Here is a 17,828-nt window from a genome sequence, read left to right on the forward strand (position 1 = left end):
GGCACATTGTCGATAATGGCCGGTGGCGATAAAGAAGCTTTTGATAAGGTTTATCCGCTGTTCGAAATTATGGGTAAACAAATTGTTTACCAGGGAGAAGCCGGATCGGGGCAACATACCAAAATGTGTAACCAGATTACCATTGCCGGAACAATGATCGGGGTTTGCGAAGCTTTGTTGTATGGCCATAAAGCCGGTCTTGATTTGCCAACCATGCTTTCATCAATTAGTGGCGGAGCGGCAGGTTGCTGGACACTCGATAACCTGGCGCCACGAATTGTAAACCGTAATTTCGATCCCGGATTTTTTGTGGAGCATTTTATAAAAGACATGGGAATTGCTCTGAAAGAAGCTGAAGCGATGGGCTTGTCGTTGCCGGGATTAGCATTGGTAAAACAACTTTACCTGGCTGTTCAGGCGCAGGGCCACGGAAAATTGGGAACGCATGCACTCACCCTGGCTTTGGAAAAATTGTCGGGCTTGTAATATTCGTTCCATTTTCTTGTATCCCGGGTGGAATTCTATTTCACAAGGCACTATTTTCTGTTTTAAATGTGACATTTTGTTGAAACAATGTGTTCACATCGTATTATTGTTAATCGACTTTTCGTCCGAAATCTTATATTCGCGCTGCATTACAGATATCGATTAATCGTAACTACACTGAAGCAACTAATTTATTTATCCAAATTACAATATGAAAAAGAATATCGTTGGAATACTTTTTACAACTCTGGCAATACTGAGTTTAAACGCGTGTAAATCTGGTCATGATTTGAACGAGGGGACACCTGGTGCTGATTGGAAATTATATGAAGCACCAAAAGTAACACTTCAGATTGAGGCGGAAGGGCATGAGGGAATCGCGAAGTATTTAGAGTTGGTGGAAAAACAAGGATATGATGGCATTGAGGATTGGGTACAATATTGTTGCCTTGAAATTGCAAAAGAGCTTTATTACACACCGGAAGAGGCAAATAAACACGGACTGAAAGAGATTACTTATAAACTGAACGATGGGGGAGCACTTTCTTATAAAGGTGGCAGTGTACCGCACATCGAAATAGGTTTTGATTTAAACTACCTGGTTACTTTTATTAATAAGCATGGTATGGATGTGGCACGTGATGAAATATATGGAGTTTTGTGTCACGAAATAACGCATGGGTTACAAAATGAACCCAAAAATGCCGGTGGCTACAACGGAGGTACTGAATGTTTTGGTTTTATAGAAGGTACCGCCGATTTAAGCCGTTTAAATACAGGTGGCTTTAATCCCGAACGTTTTCCGAAACAGGGAGGAACTTTCCGCGATGGTTATAATACAACCGCATTTTTTTATTTGTGGATATATAAAAATCTGAGTAATAACTTTCTAAAAGATATCAATCGTACTGCGGAAGAATATGAAACCTGGACGCTATCGGCGGTTACCGAAGACTTGTACGGCATGTCTGCTGATGTGCTATGGAAGCTATATCAGAACGAAGTGGCTGCTTATCCCTGGGATAATGCGGAAGAGCTAAAAGCGTGGTTTAACCCATCGGCCTTTAGTATTTTACAGAACGAAACCGTTACTTTTTCACCATTAATCAAGGATGGAATTAGCTACAACTGGACTTTCGAGGGAGGAATACCTGCAACAAGCACTGAAAAGTCGCCGGTAGTAACTTACGCTAATTCGGGTGATTATACCATATCGCTTGTAGTAGAACAAAACGGGAAAAAAGATACATGTTCATTAAAGCAGCTGGTTAAGGTTATTGATCCGTATGCAACGATGGATATTACTGATTTAGCCGGCAAAGTTACTTGTCAGTACAACGACTCGCCATCCGGCGAAGGGGTGAAAAACAGTATTGATAATAACCCGGGCACAAAATTCCTGACCTTTAATTCCTCCGCCTGGATACAGTTCGAAATGGAGGATGTATATCAACTGGAAAAATACACCATAACTTCTGCTAATGATGCGCCTATGCGCGACCCAAAAGACTGGGTACTTAAAGGCTCGAACGATGGAGTAGAGTTTACTGCTATCGATACACGTGTTGATGAAAATTTTTCCGATCGCGGACAAACACTTGAATTTCTTTTGGATAATTCTCGTGCCTATAGAATTTATCGCTTTGATCTCACTCATAAGGGAGTAGATCGTTTTGGCAGAGCTGTTTTACAATTGGCCGAAATTGAACTTATCGGTAAAAAACAAGCCGACAATGAGCTGGTTGCTGCCAAACTCTGATAATTTCAATTTACCTTATTGTTTTTTGGGAGTTAACATATCGTATGATAAAATATGTTTTTCCATAACACTCCCGAATTCATCAATTAATCTAAACGTCACTTGAGGTTTATTTTCCTGTGTATTAAAAGTAAATTCACCAAAAGCTTTTAAACCTTCACCATGATACCCGAATAATTGATTTGAAGTGTCGTTAGCCATTGCCGGAGGTCCGGGTACTCCTCCGAGCGAAGCTGCTTCAAATTCATAAAACGTAAAACCTGATGTTCCTGGTATTGTAAAACCACGGGCACCGTGACGATCGCCACTAATCAGTAAAACACCGGGTATAATTTTCTATCTCTCAAAGTTAAATTTTTATATGCAGGATGCCAGAAAATGAATTACAGCGACCGATACCGAGGTTGGTACGAGATTCGACTTGACGAATCCACAACCCCAGCCATGTGTCGTAAGAAATCTTCTATTTTTTTGTCATATAATAGAATTCTCGTTCAAGTTCATGTTTTAATCTTTGTGTACTTCTTCTCATCATGAAATATGGAATCCCAAACATAAAAAGTGCATGTATACATATAAACGGTACAATAAATATTTGCTCCGTTCCTTCAATATTGTCTGCCATAAAAAAGCCAAAAATGAAAATCGAATAAAATATTATAATGAAAATGTAAAAAGGAATCATCATTCCACTGAAGCCGTTGATTTCTGCTTCAATGGTCAATTTATCACCTTTCTGTCTATATTTTCCCTTTGCAATCGCAAAATTCATATTCATATCGAAAAAGCGTCTTCGTCTTTTAATCTTAAAGTTTTCATATCCAACGTGTCCTTTAAATTCATTTTTGCTTGATGAAAAAACGTCGAATGCACCCGAAAAATATCCTATATCTCCTTCATCGACATAATTCTTGAACTTAGTAACGAATTCGTTTTTCTGAATTTCTAATTCTGTTGTTAGATACTCAATCAACCTTATTTTTTCTAAAAATCTCTTCATTGTCAATTTAACTGTGCGAAACTTGCGTTATGTTTTTGATTATGTTTCCTATTTTCAAAAGACTTGTAACTTAAGTGAACTTAACAAGTAGGATTATCACTCTTCTATTGGGGGAGGTTATCCGTCCATTTTGGGTGTATAACCGTACTTTTTTGGTAAATGTACTATTTGGGCGCGTATTCAACGGCTATGGTTTTTGTTCGGAGCTTAAAGTTAGCATAATAAAAAAATAAAACAACATTGCTTTAGTTCCCGAATTTATGCTCGCGAGTGGTTTATTTCGTCTTTGGTTGGTATGCCTTACTGTGGGCGGGTTTCCGAAAAGTACCCGACCAATAAAAAATACCTAACTGCCTGGCTACAAGAGCTCCCCATTCGCCATTTTGTAGCTTTCGCTGGGATGCGCTGCTTTCAAAACGGTCATTTTACTGCTTTTGTAAAGGTACGCTACTATCAAAATGGTCATTTTACTGCTATTGTAGAGCTACGCTACTATCAAAATGGTCAATTTACTGCTATTGTAGAGCTACGCTACTATCAAAATGGTCAATTTACTGCTATTGTAGAGCTACGCTACTATCAAAATGGTCATTTTACTGCTATTGTAGAGCTACGCTACTATCAAAATGGTCAATTTACTGCTATCGTAGTGCTACACTACTATCAAAATGGTCAGTTTACTGCTTTTGTAGGATTACGAAACCTTTCCAGACTATTATTTACTGCTTTCGCAGGCGTACGCTGCCATCAAATAGTTCTCAAAACTACTTTCGTACTGCGACAACGGTACTTTTGTTGGTAATGTTCAATAAACTGGTATTGCTTTTTGCTACTTACTACTCACTACTAAATATTCAAGCCACAATAAACGACAGTGAAACAACCATGTGGTGCAGAACCGGGGCCTCTTTCATAATTCTTTATTTATTCCTGAACATTTACGATAAGTCTTTGTTGTAAAGGGTGTTAGTAAAATATCTAAAAAACTGTATATCTTACTGTTTAAGCTTCGTAACATGGTTTAAAATCGATAAATAATATGGCAGTATTTCATCTAAACATCAACGGAAAACAGCATGAAGTGGATGTTGATCCGTCAACTCCAATGCTTTGGGTACTCAGAGATCATCTGGATTTAGTAGGAACAAAATTTGGCTGCGGAATTGCGCAATGTGGTGCATGTACCATCCTTGTCGACGGATTTGCAGCACGTTCGTGTATTACTTTTGTCGACTCGGTGGGCGACAAGGAAATCACAACAATCGAAGGACTTTCGGAAAACGGGGATCACCCGCTTCAAAAAGCCTGGATCGAAGAAGATGTGCCGCAATGCGGTTACTGCCAAAGCGGACAAATTATGAACGCTGCGGGATTATTAAATGCGAATCCATCGCCCAGCGACGAAGAAATTGAGATGGCCATGCATGGTAATATTTGCCGGTGCGGAACCTACACACGGATTAAAAAGGCCATTAAAGCAGCCGCTAATTCTTAATCCGCACCGCACAGGTACTACGCTTTTCGCATTCACTAACATTAAAATCATTTCACATGACAACGGTTAAAACAAAACTCGATAGACGTTCTTTTATACGAAGTTCGGCATTGGCCGGTGGCGGATTACTGCTGACTTTTAGTTGGCTGGCTCCGGCTTGCACCACCGATTCGCCCAAACAATTAACCATGCCCGATGAATGGTATGAGCTAAACGGTTTTTTAAAGATCGGGAACAACGGTGCGGTTACCATTATGTCGCCCAACCCCGAAATTGGCCAGAATGTAAAAACATCGATGCCAATGATTGTGGCCGATGAACTGGATATTGACTGGAAGTTTGTAATGGTAGAACAGGCGCCGCTAAATACCGATATTTTCACCCGGCAGTTGGCAGGAGGTAGCCAGTCTATCCGTCAAGGGTGGAACGGACTCCGAATGGCAGGTGCAACCGCCCGCAGGATGTTACGCGAGGCTGCTGCCCACGAATGGAAAGTTCCGGTTGATGAAATTACTACCGAAGCCGGAGTTTTATATCATACGGGCAGCGGAAAAGAAGCCGGTTATGGTGAAATGGCCTCTGCCGCAGCAGAACTGACCGTTCCTGAAGAGGTTGAATTAAAAGAGATAAAGGATTTTACGATTATTGGTACCTCACGAAAAAATGTGGATGGCCCAAAAATAGTTACCGGAAAACCTTTGTTTGGCCTGGATTATAAAGCCGAAGGAATGGTGATTGCCATGATCGAGCATCCACCGGCTTTTGGAATGAAACTGAAATCGTTTGATGCCACCGAGGCAAAAGCAATGCCCGGGATAATTGATGTTTTTGCCATAAAAACGTATAACGACGACTACGAATGGCAGTGGTCTGATATAACATCTTTTACCGAATTAGTGGCTGTAGTTGGTAAATCAACCTGGGAGGTGATGAATGCCAAACTGATGCTAAACGTGGAGTGGGAGCCTATCGCGGAAGACAATTCGCAGGGTGTTCCTGTAGGTAAGGAAAACACTGCCGATCATTACAAAAAAATGGAAGAAGCAGCTGCCACAGCCAGTCGGGAACGGCGCCGCGACGGAAATCCTGAAGAAGCGTTTAAAAAGGCTGCCAAAGTGATTGAACGTACTTATACTGCACCATTTCAGGCGCACAACCCAATGGAACCCATGAACTTTTTTGCCGACGTAAAAGATGATTTTGCCCTGTTGGCAGGCCCGACTCAAACGCCGGAGTTTATGGAGAAAACGGTTGCCGCCCGTTTGGGGTTGCCATTGGAAAAAGTGGATGTGCAAATGACCCGTATGGGGGGTGGTTTCGGACGACGGCTGTATGGCCACTTTATGGTGGAAGCAGCTGTTATTTCACAAAAGGTGAAAGCACCTGTAAAGTTGATCTACTCGCGCGAAGACGATATGTCGTACGGAATTTATCGTCCGGCTTATCATGCTTTATACCGTGCAGCGCTGGATGCCGATAATAACCTGATTGGTTTCCATGTTCGAATGGGAGGTATCCCCGACAGTCCGCTGCATGCCAACCGTTTTCCGGCAGGAGCAGTAGATAACTACCTTGCCGAAAGTTTCTCAGTGGGTACAAATATAAGTACCGGTGCTTTCCGTGCTCCCGGCTCCAATTTTAATGCTGTAGCCGAACAGTCGTTCCTAGATGAGGTGGCCGAAGCTGCAGGCAAAGATCCGATTCAGTTTCGCCTCGATTTGCTGAAACGCGCACAGGAAAATCCGGTGGGCAGCAACAACGATTATGATGCAGCCCGTTATGCCGGCGTTTTGGAACAGGTTCGCGAGAAATCGGGCTGGGATACCAACTCCGAAGGTAAAAGCCGGGGTGTGGCTGCTTATTTCTGTCACAATTCGTATGTGGCAAATGTGGTGGATATTGCCAACAAAGATGGAGAGCAGGTAATTGAAAAAGTATATGCTTCGGTTGATTGTGGAATTGTGGTAAATCCCGATGCTGCGGTTAACATGACGGAAGGAAGTATTGTGGATGGAATAGGCCACGCCATGTACAGCGGATTGACTTTTAGTGAAGGCCAGCCGGAACAAAACAATTTCGATATGTACCGTTTGATCAGGCATGGCGAAGCACCCAAAGAAATAGAAGTACATTTTGTTGAAAACAATATCGACCCGACCGGGTTGGGAGAACCACCTTATCCTCCGGTGATGGGAGCGCTGGCCAACGCTTTATACAAAGCCAACGGAGAGCGCTATTATCATCAGCCATTTGTGAAAAACAGTATTGGATAGATCTAGGAATAGAACGCAGATGACGCGGATCGAACTGATTTTCGCTGATTTATCTGTGATTATCTGCTAAATCAGTGTCATCAGCGTTCCACCTATACTCAAAACCGAAACAAATTAAACCGGTTATCGCGGATATTAAACACCAATAGTTTTCCGCTAATTACTTCACCGTAACCGGTAATTATTTTTATGATTTCATTAGCCTGCAGCGTTCCGGTTATTCCAGGCAAAACACCTAAAAGGCCAATGTCAGCTTCCTTGTAAATTCCGTCTTTTGGGGTTGTTGGAAACAGATTGGTATAAACAGGACCATTCTGGTAATTAAATACACTAATTTGCCCCTCGTAATTTAGCACCGAAGCAAAAGCCAGTGGCTTGTTTAAACTTGCCGATTTTAAACCGATCAGCAGCCGGGTTTTGTAATTATCGGTGCAGTCGGCAATCACATCGTATTGCTGAAAAAGCTCTTCTGCGTTGGATTCATCCAGTTTTGTGTCAAATGGCTGAACCTCAATTTCGGGATACAAGGCCTTTATCTTTTGGGCAGCGATCTCCACCTTCTTTTGACCCACTTCTTCAGAGGTATAAAGTATTTGTCGTTGCAGGTTCGAGGTACTCACCACATCATCGTCAACAATGCCGATGTTGCCAATTCCGGCAGCTGCCAGGTACACCAGCAACGGACTTCCCAGTCCGCCGGCACCAATTACCAATACACGTGCATTTTTCAGTTTTAGCTGGCCGGTAAGGCCAATTTCCGATAAGGAAAAATGACGTGTAAATCGTGTCCGGTCTTCGTTATTCAGCTCTTTCATAATGGTGATTATTATGGTGGTGATGGTGTTCGTCGCTTACGCAATCGCAGTTTTGGCCCCATTCGCTTGTTCCGTCGGCAAAAAACTCATGTTTCCAGATGGGCACTTCATTTTTCACGCGGTCGATAATGTAACGGTTGGCATCATAAGCTTCTTTTCGGTGTCCCGATCCGGTAATTACCACAACCGCACAGCCGCTGATCTCCACACGCCCAACACGATGAACGCAGGCTGCCTGGTTAAGCTTAAAGCGCGATTTTGCTTCTTCCAGTATCTCGCTAATCATTTTATCGGCCATTGGCGCGTAGGCTTCGTATTCCAAATGCGTTACTGCCCGGCCTTTATTGTTATCACGAACTTCGCCGCTAAACAGCACTACCGCACCACTATGCGGATGCCTGAAGTCATCAAACAGTTCGCTGTAATTGATCGCTGTATTTAGAATGTGCTTCATATCTATTGATTTATCCTCCGCTTGATGGAGGAATTAAAAACAATGTGGTTTGGTCTTTTATCGTTTCATCGAGTGGTACAAATTTTTCGTTCACCGCAATCCGGCAGCTGGTCAGTACCTCTTTTGCTTCCGGGTTTATGCCTCCAAGTTTTTCCAATAAGTTGGCATAACTTTCTTCCGGAGCCACTTCAACGCTGGTTTCGTCGCCAAAGAACTTCTTCAGTCCCGCAAAACATACAATCTTTCTATTCATTTTAGCCTCCTATATTTCTCATTGATAATTTACTGCCGTGGAATTTTACCGCTTGTTTAAGCAGAAGTAATCCTTTAAGTTTCTCAGCAAGTAGCTGTTTGTTATCGATATACGGCATCAGTTTTTCGCCATGAGCATTGCTCAAACAGCCAAAAAAGTAGCCGTTGCTATCCAAGCGTAAACGGTTACAGTCGTGACAAAATGGTGTCGATTCATTGGCAATAATCCCAAAAACTCCACCCTTTGAAGTGCGCCAGTAATGCGCTGTTGATGCGTGCTCGCGCTTCATTTCTTCAATTTCGTATTTTTCCTGAATCGTTGAAAGAATCTCCTTCTCCGGAAAGAAAAGTCCGTTCTCCGAATGATATAAATGCCCCATTTTCATCAATTCCAGGTAGCGGATTTTTACCCCCAGTTCTGTAGCATAATCAAGTAGCGGAACAATTTGCGAATCGTTTTTCCCCCGCATGATAACCGCATTCAGTTTTATATTTAATCCTGCCTTAGCAGCTGCTTCAATACCCTGGAAAACCCGCGATGTATCCGATCGGCGAATGATTTTCCCAAAGGTTTTGTTATCGATGGCATCCACCGAAATGTTGATTGAATTTACTCCCGCATTCACCAGTTTTTCGGCATTTTCTTTCAGGAAAAACGCATTAGTGGTTAAACGGATATCGTTAATCCCGAGCTTTTTAATGTTTTCAATAAGTGGGTAAAGATTGGAATAAAGCAAAGGTTCGCCGCCGGTTAACCGAACGCTTTTAAGGCCCGTTAAGCGGTGTACTGCCTGAATTAATTGTGTAAATTCTTCCACTGAAATAGGTTGATCAGCGCCGTTTTGATCGGGTTGAAGGTTTGCATTTTCATCAAACTCATTGTCAACACAATAAACGCATGAAAAATTACACGAGTTCAGGAGACTTATCCTTAGTTTTTCAAATCTTCTGCCCAGTTTATCTTCAATTTTCAACATGTCTATTTCACTTGAAAATCGCTGATTTGTTCAGTTAATTCAGACTAATAGGTATTTTGATTGTGACAATTTTTAGTTAGTCGGGAATTATCCATCGAAGATTAGTATTTTATTGAACAGTAATAATGATTTTCTTGTTATAGTGTTGGTTTATAAATATTTGATGTATTTTTATTTAGGTGAATTAAAATTTACCACGCGAAACTAACCTTTAACGTTTTTGATATGACGCACGAACTAAGACTACTGTTTAACACCCTTAAAAACTGGCAACAACTGGGCAAAAAAGCTGTATTCGTTTCTGTGGTTGATCTCGAAGGTTCATCATACCGCAGGCCCGGTGTTCGAATGCTGATCCGCGAAGATGGAGAATATGCTGGAGCAGTTAGCGGCGGTTGTGTGGAAAGCGAAATTGAACGACAGGCACAAAGTGTTTTCCGTACCAACAAACCAAAAGTTATTACTTACGATGGCCGGTACCGGATTGGTTGCGAAGGTGTTATCCATGTTTTGATTGAACCTGCTTTTCTTTCGGAAGAACTTATGAAAGCTTTTGAAATTCAGTTGGAAAGCAGAAAGCCCTTCCGGATGGATTCGTTTTTTTATACCGAAGTGGGTGAGTATAATGATGTAGGTTCGGTACTTCGTATAAATGGCACTGACTATTCACTGAATCCCGGTTTTAGAATAGAGAGATCAGGTACACAAAAGTGTTTCTCACAAACTTTCGAGCCTTTATTCCAGCTCTTTATTTTTGGCGCCGAGCATGATGCCGTTCAACTCAGTCAGGCCGCAAAATTACTGGGGTGGGAGGTGACAGTGGTCGCTTCGCCGGAGGAATCGAAATCATGCGATTATTTTCCGGGAGCAGCAGCGTTGATCACTCCTTCGTTTGATGCTATCGACACTTCTGCCATCGATGAACAAACTGCAGTGGTTTTAATGACACACAGTTTTAATAAGGATGTTCAGTATTTAATGGCTTTAAAAGATATTAATCCGGCTTACATTGGTTTGCTGGGCTCAGTAAACCGCAGGGAACGTATTATTTCGATGTTATTGGAGCAGGTCCCTGATCTTTCGTTTGAGTTTATTGAGCAAATCCACGGACCGGCCGGAATAAACATTGGCGCTGAAAATGCTGCTGAGATTTCGATTTCAGTTCTGGCTGAAATATTAAGCGTGGTACGTAAGCAAAAACCCGTGGCTTTGCGCGAAAAAATGGGTGCAATTCATGAATAATATTCCAATAGTATTGCTGGCAGCAGGTGCTTCCTCAAGAATGGGGCAGCCAAAACCACTATTGCCCTGGGGGGAACAAAAGTTAATTGAACACCAGTTAAACACCTTGTTAGCCACAGGCAATCCGGTAGTTGTGGTTTTAGGAAATCAGGCCGAAAATATTATTCCATTACTTAACGATTTGCCGGTTGAATTCACAATAAACGAAAATTGGAAACAAGGTATGGGAACTTCCATTGCTGCGGGTGTCAAATTCGTAGAACAACAGTTTCCTGCATGTAATGGTGTGCTGATTACTTTGATTGACCAGCCCTTGATTACAACTGATCATTTAAATACGCTACTTGCTGATTTCGAACCAGGTAAACAGCATATTATCGTATCGCAAGCAGAATCGGGATGGCAGGGCGTTCCGGTAATATTCGACCGGTTTTACTTTAATGAACTCTCGGAATTAAGCGGGAAACAAGGTGCAAAAGCGATCTTCAGGAATTACATACATCAGGTAAAAGCTATTGCGTGCGGCGATATTTTAGAAGACATGGATACGCCGGCGCAGTATATAAAACTCAGGAATGATCAGTAGCTAAAAGACTCAGATCTTAATAATTGCCCTGTTAGTCGTTTGCCAGGTTTACAATGTGGCAGGCCACAACTCCGGCGGTCTCTGTTCGCAGGCGGGCATTTCCCAATGATATGGCTTCAAGTCCATTTTCCAAAGCGAGTTCCACTTCCTCGGGACTAAAGTCACCTTCAGGACCAATCAGTATAAGCACTTCTTCACCCGGTTTTACTAGGTTTTTTAGATGAGGTTTTTCGCCCTCATTGCAATGGGCAATAAATTTTTTTGTTTCTGTAGCTTGTGATAAGAGGTCGGAAAGTTTAGTCAATTCATTGAGTTTCGGAAGGTAAGCTTTCACCGATTGTTTCATGGCCGAAACCAGTATCTTTTCCAAACGCTCGGGTTTTATCACTTTACGTTCCGAATGTTCCGAAAGGAGAGGGGTAACCTCGTCGATCCCGATTTCGGTGCATTTTTCCAAAAACCATTCTGTGCGGTCGATATTTTTGGTAGGTGCAATGGCAATGTGTAAATGAAAATCCTTTTTGCCAAATTCCGTTTGCGAATCAATAATGCTGAGTTGGCATTTTTTTGGATTGGCATTCTGAATTCTTGCTTTGTAGAATCCACCTTTACCATCTATCAGCTCAATCTCGTCGCCTTCTTTTAAGCGAAGAACACGAACGGCATGTTTCGATTCGGTTTCATCTAAAATAACTTCGGCACCTGAAATAGTAGGAACATAAAATAACTGCATGGATTCAAAACTTTTTCAAGTGCCAAAGTTAGTAAAAATGTTATTCTGATTTTTTCGAAATCAGGAACAACCCGAAAGGTAAATTACGATTCCGGTTCTTCACTAAACTTAAACGTTTTATACAAAAATCCCATTGCCGGGAAAATGATCAACACACCAACGATTAATGCAATCAATAAGAATAGCTGTACTTGATCCGGTGCTTTTGCTGCCTGAACGGTAATATCGTGGCCGCTGTTTGTTTTTACCAACACGGGAAACTGAATCGCAAACCATCCGGTAACAATCAGCGTAGTTTGAAGACCGGCAGTTAACCGTAGCCAGTTGCCTTTGTTTTTATTCAGAAAATACCAGAACGCCGGAAGTGCCAGCGTGGCGATAACAATACAGGCTACGCTTATGGGCGAGTTGATAAAGTCTTTTAGCAGTGGATGACCGGCAACTTTGGCTGTTGCAAAAACTATTGCTCCCATTACCACCAACGAGATCAACAGGCGTTTGGTCATGCGGGTAAAGTAGATGATGTAGTCTTTGTCTTCAATTTCGCTAACGGTAAAAATACCAGCCAGAAAGGCAAATAGCAATACCATAAACAAGCCCATACTTACCGAGAACCAGTTCAACCACGGATGGATGTAAACAGTATAAAAACCAAGCTGATAATCCATTGAGATTTCGCCCAATATCAGTCCTCCAACCGTAACGCCCAAAAAGAAAGTGGTGAAAACACTGGAGTAGCGAAATATGGCCGAATAAATAGCTTTCGGACGTTCTTCGTCGATATCGTAATGGCGGAAAGTAAACGCTGATCCGCGGGCAATAATACCAAGCAGCACCAACAGCACAGGAATGTGCAAAGCCGTAAGAACGGTGGAATAAACCGACGGGAATCCAACAAACAGGATTACAACCACCAAAATAAGCCACACGTGGTTGGCTTCCCAAACCGGAGCAATGGCTCGCGACACAATTTTTGATGCTTTACCTCTTGATAAAAGTTCGAGAATTCCGCCGCCAAAATCGGCACCGCCAAGTAAAACGTAAAGCATTAAACAAATAACCAGTATAATGAGATTAGCTTCAGCCATTTTTCAGATATTTTGATTGTAATAGTTGTATTTGGCGGCTCAACAGCCAGGTAACTACAAAAGTTAGTATGACATAAACCGCAGTAATGGTGTAAAAAGTGTACTGGATGCCCGGCATCGGTGTTAACGAATCTTTTGTTTTCATAATGCCATAGATGATCCACGGCTGGCGTCCCACTTCGGTAACTACCCAGCCAGCTTCAACGGCAATAAAACCTAGCGGAGTTGCAATGACCAGCAAACGCAGCCACCATTTCTTCTCCAGCCAGTGTTTCCATTTGTAGGTTCCGGCAAAAAACAGTGCGGCAATCAACATCAGAAACATTCCGATCCCGACCATTAACTGGAAAGAATAGTGGGTAATCGGTACCGGTGGCCATTCTTCTTCCGGAAATTCTTCCAGTCCTTTTACTTCAGCATTAAAATCGCCGTGAGCAAGAAAACTCAGGAATCCGGGCAGTTTAATGGCGTATTTTACTTCGCGGTTTTCAACATCAGGAATTCCGCCGATAATTAGCGATGCTTTTTCCTCTGTTTTAAAATGCGACTCGAAAGCAGCCAGTTTTGCAGGTTGCAGTTTGGCAACGTTTTTAGCAGCGAGGTCACCACTTATGGGTTGCAGAACAGCAGCCACTGATGCGAATGCCAGCGCTATTGTTATGGCTTTGGCGTGAATCTCCAGCTTATTTTTCATGTACAAAACTGCATGCACTCCGGCCACGGCAAATCCGGTTGCCGAAAAGGCTGCAATGGTCATGTGATGCGCCTGCGAGAACCAGGCTTTGTTAAACATCGCTTTTACAGGATCGATATTAAAAGCTTGTCCGTTAATCCAGTCGAAACCCGAAGGAGCATTCATCCAGGCATTGGCCGAAACCACAAAAATTCCTGAAAGCACACCTGAAATTCCTACAACCATTCCGGTGTAGAGGTGAACCCATTTGTTCAGGCGTTTCCAACCATAAAGAAACAATCCGAGAGCGATGGCTTCCACAAAGAAAGCTGTACCTTCCCACGAAAAGGGCATCCCGAAAATTGGCCCGGCGTGCTCCATAAATGTGGGCCATAACATACCTAACTCAAACGATAATACGGTACCTGAAACGGCACCCACGGCAAAAAATATTGCCACACCTTTTGCCCATGCTTTTGCCAGGTCGAGATAAACCGGATTTTTTGTTCGCAGCCACTTCCACTCGGCAACAAACATAAACCACGGCATTACCATTCCTATGCAGGCAAATACGATGTGAAATCCTAACGAAACGGCCATTTGCATTCTTGCGGCCAAAAATTCATCCATGTTTTATCCTATTTTCTGTTTACATTGTATGTCATTCCTAACAACAATTTCTTCTTGTAGTTTGAGTTTTTTTGTCGATTTCTCCATTCTACATAAGCAATTCGATCCAATAGGCTGATTGATTGGAATATAGAATAGGAAACTTACGCAAAAGTAGTGCTAATTTAGAAAATATAATTAAGTAATAACAGGAAGTTTCAGCGATTTAAGTAAACGAAAGTTTAATAAGTGAAAATAAAAACTGCTATTTAAACATACGTGGAACAAGATGGAATGCCAGCTTCCCGCTTCTTGCTTCTACCTGATCCCAGCTTTCAACATCGAAATTTATTCCAACGGTTGATGAGGTTGGCATGTCGCTGTAAAATTCTTCGAGCAAATTGCACACGTAGTAATAAAAGCCTGGATTATGCCCGAAAAAGAATACCGTATTGGAACCCGGGGGTAGTTTGTGTATCAGCTCCAAAAATTCGTTGGTGCTAAGCCCGTCGTAGATATCTTCAACAGTAATAATGTCCTGACGTTTGAAGTCGAGGTTCTCGGCAAATATCATGGCCGTTTTAAACGCTCGTTTGGCAGGACTGGAAATAATGGTATCCGGAACTATCCCTTGTTTTTTCAAATCCTGACTTATCAGTTTAGCGTCGTTTTTACCGCGTTCACGCAGGTCGCGTGTAAAATCATCTTCGTACCCGTAAGGTACAGCTTTGCCATGTCGTACGATTACTACTTGTTTCATATATATAAATTAAAGACCGAAGCCAAACCTGAGTGGAGCAACGGCCTGGTTAGCTATTTTTAAACCGGTTCGTAAAGGTCAATGCTAACTTCTGCCAATTCAACAATTTTAGGAACAGTACCGGTAAAATGCGGAGTATTGTTGTGAAAATCGATCGCGGCCTGATCTTTCCATTTTTCAATAAGGCAAAACGTCAAGGGATCGTCCACTTTTTTATGCAATACATATTCAATGTTTCCATCTTCTGCACGCGATGCTTCTCCTAATTCTTCAATGAGTTTCAAAAATGTTGATTCCTGTCCTTTGTGTACTATAAATTTGGCTACAATTGCAATCATAGTGTCTGTTTTATTTTAAATGAATCTTCCCGGCCAAAACGGAATTATAAAAAGCTAAATTCGGTTTTTAATTAAGCAGTGGAAGTTGTCTAAAACAAATTTAACTTAATTTGTAGCAATAAGACAAATTTTAATGAGACGAATTGGACTGTTATCGGACACACACGGATTTATTCACGAGCGTATTTTTACTTTTTTCGATAAGGTGGATGAGATTTGGCATGCCGGAGATTTTGGGAATATCGAAACTGCAGATCGATTGGCTGATTTTAAACCTTTGAGAGGTGTTTACGGCAACATTGACGGACAGGATGTTCGTGTGGTTCATCCGATGCACCAGCGTTTTAAATGCGAGGAGGTGGATGTTTGGATAACGCATATCGGCGGTTATCCGGGGCGTTACGAGCGCTATGTAAAACCGGATATTTACACCAATTCGCCCGATCTTTTTATCAGTGGACATTCGCATATTTTAAAAGTGATTTTTGATAAAAAGCTCAATTTTTTACATATGAATCCCGGAGCTGCCGGATACAAAGGCTTTCATAAAGTTTGTACTGCCTTGCGTTTTGTAATCGACGGGAAAGAAATTCGTGATCTTGAGATTTGGGAGTTACCTCGTCATGAAGCGGTGCCAAAATTATAATACTTTAAAATCGTATAGCTCTTTCCACAGGCGGTTAAACTCTCCGTAGTATTGTTCTACAATCTCAAATTTTGTGGTAGCCACCAGGTTTTCCTGGTTGTGTTTGGTGGCGGTGTAAGTCCAGTTAAAACTTCCGGTTATTGCAATTTTATTATCTATAATGCCAAATTTATTGTGCATGTGATAATGCGAATGATCGATTTTTACAGGAATTCCGGCTTCGGCTAGTTTGGCAATTTCAGAGCCATTATCTTCCATTTTCTCATCGTCGGTAATGATCCGCACTTTTACTCCACGTTTATGGCAGGAAACTATTCTACGCGCCAGTTCGTTATCAGTAATTGTAAAAATGCACAGGTCAACGGTTTGTGAGGCGTGATCGAGCAGGGTTTTTATCTCATTTTTAATGTCGTTTCCCGGGCTGAAAAATACTTTGTTAAAGTGAAAAGCATGTTCATTAATTAGGTTAAGGCTGGTTTCCAACCACGAAACTACCTGGCTGTGACCGGACGCTTCCAGCTCTTTTCCCTTTTCAATAAGCAGCTTTTTTAATGCCTCCCTGTCTTTACGGTTGAGTCTTTTTAACCTGCCGGTAATCGATTTAGGCACCTCGTTCTCATGCAACGAATCGCAACGTTTCACAAAGTAATTAAAAAGGTCTTGCATGGTTTGTTTTATAAGATTGATAGTAGATTGAATGAGATTGAGCAGATTGATTAAAGAACAAAGACGAATCAGTCAATCTTTAATCAATTTATTTTCATCTTCATCAATCTTTTTTAATAAACGAATGGGCTACCCAGTTATTTTTCTCCACAAAACCGGCATCTTTCATTCCCAGGCTTTCGGCCTTTGTTCTAATATCTTTGATGTCTTCGGTGTAAAAACCACTCATTATCAGCGTTCCGCCATCGTTCAATACATTGTAGTATGCTTCCATGTCGTTTAGCAATACATTTTTATGAATGTTGGCGAAAATCAAATCAAACTTCTCGTTTCCAAGCAGGCCGGCGTCTCCCAGTTTTGCATTGATATTGGTGATATTATTTAAGGCCGCATTTTCGCGTGTTCCTTCGTACGACCATTTGTCGATGTCGATGGACGTAATTTGCCTGGCACCTTTCATCGAGGCCAAAATGCCAAGGATTCCCGTACCGCAGCCCATATCCAAAATGGTTTTTCCGGTGAGGTAGTTCTGCAAAATCAATGCGATTATTGACGCTGTGGTTTCATGGTTTCCGGTACCAAAAGCCATGTTGGGCTCTATTACTATTTCGTATTTTGCCTCTGGATATTCCGTGTGGAAAGGTGCCCGGATCAGACATTCGCCGCCAATCATCAGTGGTTTGAAATAGTTCTTTTCCCACTCTTTATTCCAGTTCTGATCGGCGATAAACTCCGATTGAATTTCAAAAGAAAAATCGCCGGAGAAATCTTCCAGAACTTCATTCAATCTTTCTTCGGAGTATGAAGTTGCAGGAATAAATGCGTCGAATCCGGTTTCGGTTTCCACAAAACTATCAAAACCAATTTCGGCCAGTTGAGCATTTAAAACATCGCGTAACCATTCTTGAAAAGGGGTGATTTGTATACTTATTTTTTGGTAATCCATTTGTTTGTTATTTGCGGCGAAGGTATAAAA

At 41.8% G+C, this 17,828-nt stretch carries 21 protein-coding genes; 8 read left to right on the forward strand and 13 right to left on the reverse strand.

What is annotated here, in order from left to right; translation table 11 throughout:
- Together ABZB17_RS05640 and ABZB17_RS05645 are read left to right on the forward strand one after the other, a co-directional pair.
- Positions 1–486, forward strand: a 486-nt coding sequence (locus tag ABZB17_RS05640; protein ID WP_372648491.1) for an NAD(P)-dependent oxidoreductase, incomplete at its 5' end; no start/stop codon positions are given.
- Positions 487–697: 211 nt separating this feature from the next.
- Positions 698–2,245, forward strand: coding sequence for a basic secretory protein-like protein (locus ABZB17_RS05645; RefSeq protein ID WP_372648492.1), 1,548 nt, complete (start codon positions 698–700; stop codon positions 2,243–2,245).
- 15 nt (positions 2,246–2,260) lie between these two features.
- On the opposite strand, the gene ABZB17_RS05650 is transcribed toward ABZB17_RS05645, so the two are convergent.
- Both ABZB17_RS05650 and ABZB17_RS05655 read right to left on the reverse strand, forming a co-directional pair.
- Positions 2,261–2,446 (reverse strand): hypothetical protein, encoded by a 186-nt coding sequence (locus ABZB17_RS05650; RefSeq protein ID WP_372648493.1) that lies wholly within the window; start codon positions 2,444–2,446, stop codon positions 2,261–2,263.
- Between the two features lie 262 nt (positions 2,447–2,708).
- Entirely contained in the window at positions 2,709–3,245 is a 537-nt protein-coding gene (locus ABZB17_RS05655; RefSeq protein ID WP_372648494.1) for a hypothetical protein, read from the reverse strand.
- A gap of 295 nt (positions 3,246–3,540) precedes the next feature.
- On the opposite strand from ABZB17_RS05655, the gene ABZB17_RS05660 reads away from it, so the two are divergent.
- From ABZB17_RS05660 to ABZB17_RS05670, 3 genes are all read left to right on the forward strand, one after another.
- Positions 3,541–4,047, forward strand: a complete 507-nt coding sequence (locus tag ABZB17_RS05660) for a hypothetical protein (RefSeq protein WP_372648495.1) — start codon at positions 3,541–3,543, stop codon at positions 4,045–4,047.
- Positions 4,048–4,284: 237 nt separating this feature from the next.
- On the forward strand, positions 4,285–4,740 hold the full coding sequence (locus ABZB17_RS05665) for a (2Fe-2S)-binding protein (RefSeq protein WP_372648496.1): 456 nt from the start codon (positions 4,285–4,287) through the stop codon (positions 4,738–4,740).
- Between the two features lie 56 nt (positions 4,741–4,796).
- On the forward strand, positions 4,797–7,013 hold the full coding sequence (locus tag ABZB17_RS05670; RefSeq protein WP_372648497.1) for a molybdopterin cofactor-binding domain-containing protein: 2,217 nt from the start codon (positions 4,797–4,799) through the stop codon (positions 7,011–7,013).
- A 98-nt stretch (positions 7,014–7,111) separates the two neighbouring features.
- Here ABZB17_RS05670 and ABZB17_RS05675 read toward each other — a convergent pair whose 3' ends face one another.
- Genes ABZB17_RS05675 through ABZB17_RS05690 form a run of 4 tightly spaced genes read right to left on the reverse strand, consistent with a single transcriptional unit; the run spans position 7,112 to position 9,511 of the window.
- Positions 7,112–7,828, reverse strand: a complete 717-nt coding sequence (locus tag ABZB17_RS05675; RefSeq protein ID WP_372648498.1) for a ThiF family adenylyltransferase — start codon at positions 7,826–7,828, stop codon at positions 7,112–7,114.
- Positions 7,812–8,282, reverse strand: coding sequence for a molybdenum cofactor biosynthesis protein MoaE (locus ABZB17_RS05680; protein WP_372648499.1), 471 nt, complete (start codon positions 8,280–8,282; stop codon positions 7,812–7,814). The genes ABZB17_RS05675 and ABZB17_RS05680 overlap by 17 nt, the downstream gene beginning before the upstream one ends.
- Positions 8,283–8,292: 10 nt before the next feature.
- The gene (locus ABZB17_RS05685) at positions 8,293–8,535 is read right to left on the reverse strand and encodes a MoaD/ThiS family protein (RefSeq protein WP_372648500.1); all 243 of its coding nucleotides are present in this window, start codon (positions 8,533–8,535) and stop codon (positions 8,293–8,295) included.
- A 1-nt stretch (position 8,536) separates the two neighbouring features.
- A complete protein-coding gene (locus ABZB17_RS05690) occupies positions 8,537–9,511 on the reverse strand; it encodes a GTP 3',8-cyclase MoaA (protein WP_372648501.1) in 975 nt (324 codons plus the stop codon).
- A gap of 225 nt (positions 9,512–9,736) precedes the next feature.
- Here ABZB17_RS05690 and ABZB17_RS05695 point away from each other — a divergent pair, with 225 nt between their 5' ends.
- On the forward strand, positions 9,737–10,753 hold the full coding sequence (locus tag ABZB17_RS05695) for an XdhC family protein (protein ID WP_372648502.1): 1,017 nt from the start codon (positions 9,737–9,739) through the stop codon (positions 10,751–10,753).
- Positions 10,746–11,339 carry an NTP transferase domain-containing protein gene (locus tag ABZB17_RS05700; RefSeq protein WP_372648503.1) on the forward strand — a complete coding sequence of 198 codons (594 nt, stop codon included), beginning with the start codon at positions 10,746–10,748 and terminating at the stop codon, positions 11,337–11,339. Before ABZB17_RS05695 ends, ABZB17_RS05700 begins: the two co-directional genes overlap by 8 nt.
- Before the next feature lie 31 nt (positions 11,340–11,370).
- Here ABZB17_RS05700 and ABZB17_RS05705 read toward each other — a convergent pair whose 3' ends face one another.
- The 5 genes from ABZB17_RS05705 to ABZB17_RS05725 all read right to left on the reverse strand — a co-directional run bounded on the left by ABZB17_RS05705 (position 11,371) and on the right by ABZB17_RS05725 (position 15,540).
- Positions 11,371–12,072 carry a 16S rRNA (uracil(1498)-N(3))-methyltransferase gene (locus ABZB17_RS05705; protein WP_372648504.1) on the reverse strand — a complete coding sequence of 234 codons (702 nt, stop codon included), beginning with the start codon at positions 12,070–12,072 and terminating at the stop codon, positions 11,371–11,373.
- 83 nt (positions 12,073–12,155) lie between these two features.
- Positions 12,156–13,160, reverse strand: coding sequence for a cytochrome d ubiquinol oxidase subunit II (locus ABZB17_RS05710; RefSeq protein ID WP_372648505.1), 1,005 nt, complete (start codon positions 13,158–13,160; stop codon positions 12,156–12,158).
- On the reverse strand, positions 13,153–14,463 hold the full coding sequence (locus ABZB17_RS05715; protein WP_372648506.1) for a cytochrome ubiquinol oxidase subunit I: 1,311 nt from the start codon (positions 14,461–14,463) through the stop codon (positions 13,153–13,155). The genes ABZB17_RS05710 and ABZB17_RS05715 overlap by 8 nt, the downstream gene beginning before the upstream one ends.
- Before the next feature lie 244 nt (positions 14,464–14,707).
- Complete coding sequence (locus tag ABZB17_RS05720) at positions 14,708–15,202, reverse strand: histidine phosphatase family protein (protein WP_372648507.1); 495 nt, start codon at positions 15,200–15,202, stop codon at positions 14,708–14,710.
- A 59-nt stretch (positions 15,203–15,261) separates the two neighbouring features.
- Entirely contained in the window at positions 15,262–15,540 is a 279-nt protein-coding gene (locus tag ABZB17_RS05725) for a putative quinol monooxygenase (RefSeq protein ID WP_372648508.1), read from the reverse strand.
- Positions 15,541–15,673: 133 nt separating this feature from the next.
- On the opposite strand from ABZB17_RS05725, the gene ABZB17_RS05730 reads away from it, so the two are divergent.
- Positions 15,674–16,186, forward strand: a complete 513-nt coding sequence (locus tag ABZB17_RS05730; RefSeq protein WP_372648509.1) for a metallophosphoesterase — start codon at positions 15,674–15,676, stop codon at positions 16,184–16,186.
- On the opposite strand, the gene ABZB17_RS05735 is transcribed toward ABZB17_RS05730, so the two are convergent.
- Positions 16,181–16,852 carry a phospholipase D-like domain-containing protein gene (locus tag ABZB17_RS05735; RefSeq protein ID WP_372648510.1) on the reverse strand — a complete coding sequence of 224 codons (672 nt, stop codon included), beginning with the start codon at positions 16,850–16,852 and terminating at the stop codon, positions 16,181–16,183. The two genes, ABZB17_RS05730 and ABZB17_RS05735, sit on opposite strands and share 6 nt — an antisense overlap.
- A gap of 103 nt (positions 16,853–16,955) precedes the next feature.
- Entirely contained in the window at positions 16,956–17,798 is an 843-nt protein-coding gene (gene prmA / locus ABZB17_RS05740; protein WP_372648511.1) for a 50S ribosomal protein L11 methyltransferase, read from the reverse strand.
- Positions 17,799–17,828 lie beyond the last annotated feature (30 nt).

This window comes from Draconibacterium sp. (assembly GCF_041583095.1).
Classification (GTDB): domain Bacteria; phylum Bacteroidota; class Bacteroidia; order Bacteroidales; family Prolixibacteraceae; genus Draconibacterium.

Excerpts from the sequence above, each read along its gene's own strand:
- ABZB17_RS05645 (WP_372648492.1), top strand. The coding sequence starts at position 698 with ATGAAAAAGAATATCGTTGGAATACTTTTTACAACTCTGGCAATACTG.
- ABZB17_RS05650 (WP_372648493.1), bottom strand. The coding sequence starts at position 2,446 with ATGGCTAACGACACTTCAAATCAATTATTCGGGTATCATGGTGAAGGT.
- ABZB17_RS05655 (WP_372648494.1), bottom strand. The coding sequence starts at position 3,245 with ATGAAGAGATTTTTAGAAAAAATAAGGTTGATTGAGTATCTAACAACA.
- ABZB17_RS05660 (WP_372648495.1), top strand. The coding sequence starts at position 3,541 with ATGCCTTACTGTGGGCGGGTTTCCGAAAAGTACCCGACCAATAAAAAA.
- ABZB17_RS05665 (WP_372648496.1), top strand. The coding sequence starts at position 4,285 with ATGGCAGTATTTCATCTAAACATCAACGGAAAACAGCATGAAGTGGAT.
- ABZB17_RS05670 (WP_372648497.1), top strand. The coding sequence starts at position 4,797 with ATGACAACGGTTAAAACAAAACTCGATAGACGTTCTTTTATACGAAGT.
- ABZB17_RS05675 (WP_372648498.1), bottom strand. The coding sequence starts at position 7,828 with ATGAAAGAGCTGAATAACGAAGACCGGACACGATTTACACGTCATTTT.
- ABZB17_RS05680 (WP_372648499.1), bottom strand. The coding sequence starts at position 8,282 with ATGAAGCACATTCTAAATACAGCGATCAATTACAGCGAACTGTTTGAT.
- ABZB17_RS05685 (WP_372648500.1), bottom strand. The coding sequence starts at position 8,535 with ATGAATAGAAAGATTGTATGTTTTGCGGGACTGAAGAAGTTCTTTGGC.
- ABZB17_RS05690 (WP_372648501.1), bottom strand. The coding sequence starts at position 9,511 with ATGTTGAAAATTGAAGATAAACTGGGCAGAAGATTTGAAAAACTAAGG.
- ABZB17_RS05695 (WP_372648502.1), top strand. The coding sequence starts at position 9,737 with ATGACGCACGAACTAAGACTACTGTTTAACACCCTTAAAAACTGGCAA.
- ABZB17_RS05700 (WP_372648503.1), top strand. The coding sequence starts at position 10,746 with ATGAATAATATTCCAATAGTATTGCTGGCAGCAGGTGCTTCCTCAAGA.
- ABZB17_RS05705 (WP_372648504.1), bottom strand. The coding sequence starts at position 12,072 with ATGCAGTTATTTTATGTTCCTACTATTTCAGGTGCCGAAGTTATTTTA.
- ABZB17_RS05710 (WP_372648505.1), bottom strand. The coding sequence starts at position 13,160 with ATGGCTGAAGCTAATCTCATTATACTGGTTATTTGTTTAATGCTTTAC.
- ABZB17_RS05715 (WP_372648506.1), bottom strand. The coding sequence starts at position 14,463 with ATGGATGAATTTTTGGCCGCAAGAATGCAAATGGCCGTTTCGTTAGGA.
- ABZB17_RS05720 (WP_372648507.1), bottom strand. The coding sequence starts at position 15,202 with ATGAAACAAGTAGTAATCGTACGACATGGCAAAGCTGTACCTTACGGG.
- ABZB17_RS05725 (WP_372648508.1), bottom strand. The coding sequence starts at position 15,540 with ATGATTGCAATTGTAGCCAAATTTATAGTACACAAAGGACAGGAATCA.
- ABZB17_RS05730 (WP_372648509.1), top strand. The coding sequence starts at position 15,674 with ATGAGACGAATTGGACTGTTATCGGACACACACGGATTTATTCACGAG.
- ABZB17_RS05735 (WP_372648510.1), bottom strand. The coding sequence starts at position 16,852 with ATGCAAGACCTTTTTAATTACTTTGTGAAACGTTGCGATTCGTTGCAT.
- prmA (WP_372648511.1), bottom strand. The coding sequence starts at position 17,798 with ATGGATTACCAAAAAATAAGTATACAAATCACCCCTTTTCAAGAATGG.